This is a genomic window from Marinicrinis sediminis (assembly GCF_042685085.1).
Classification (GTDB): domain Bacteria; phylum Bacillota; class Bacilli; order Paenibacillales; family KCTC-33676; genus Marinicrinis; species Marinicrinis sediminis.
Genome location: NZ_JBHUMM010000043.1, coordinates 832,469 through 833,166 on the forward strand (window position 1 = coordinate 832,469; position 698 = coordinate 833,166).

Annotated in this window: 6 tRNA genes; all 6 read right to left on the bottom strand. The window is 52.0% G+C overall.

Annotated elements, in window-relative coordinates:
- Positions 1 to 5 precede the first annotated feature (5 nt).
- Positions 6 to 80 (bottom strand) — tRNA-Gln (locus ACFSUC_RS17725).
- A gap of 9 nt (positions 81 to 89) precedes the next feature.
- Positions 90 to 165, bottom strand: a tRNA-Thr gene (locus ACFSUC_RS17730).
- A gap of 3 nt (positions 166 to 168) precedes the next feature.
- Positions 169 to 244: transfer RNA gene (locus tag ACFSUC_RS17735), tRNA-Val, on the bottom strand.
- Between the two features lie 16 nt (positions 245 to 260).
- A tRNA-Glu gene (locus ACFSUC_RS17740) sits at positions 261 to 335 on the bottom strand.
- A 34-nt stretch (positions 336 to 369) separates the two neighbouring features.
- Positions 370 to 442: transfer RNA gene (locus ACFSUC_RS17745), tRNA-Thr, on the bottom strand.
- A gap of 3 nt (positions 443 to 445) precedes the next feature.
- Positions 446 to 521: transfer RNA gene (locus tag ACFSUC_RS17750), tRNA-Asn, on the bottom strand.
- Positions 522 to 698: the final 177 nt, after the last annotated feature.

The window sequence follows — 698 nt, forward strand, 5'->3', positions numbered from 1 at the left end:
TACAATGGCAGGGGGTATAGGATTCGAACCTATGCATGACGGAGTCAAAGTCCGTTGCCTTACCGCTTGGCTAACCCCCTAGGGTTTCCTGGTGCCGCCGAGAGGACTTGAACCCCCAACCCTCTGATTACAAGTCAGATGCTCTACCAGTTGAGCTACAGCGGCAAGTGGTGGACGCTGACGGGATCGAACCGCCGACCCTCTGCTTGTAAGGCAGATGCTCTCCCAGCTGAGCTAAGCGTCCTTGCGAATGTTTTAAATGGTGACCCCTACGGGATTCGAACCCGTGTTACCGCCGTGAAAGGGCGGTGTCTTAACCGCTTGACCAAGGGGCCTTGTTATAGTAAAAGATGGAATGAAAGGAAACGAAGCTCCCAACCGGATTTGAACCGGTGACCTCTTCCTTACCATGGAAGCACTCTACCTGCTGAGCTATGGGAGCATATGGCTCCTCGAACAGGACTCGAACCTGTGACAACTCGGTTAACAGCCGAGTGCTCTACCAACTGAGCTATCGAGGAACGATAAGCAGAGAGTTGATCCCTGAAAACTGAATGCGAAAGGTTTAGGTATGAATCAGGTATTACTTCCTCCTGCTTGGTGCAGGAGTTGTGTTGGGATAAGCCCTCGACCGATTAGTATTCGTCAGCTCCATGCATTGCTGCACGTCCACCTCGAACCTATCAACCTTGTCGTCT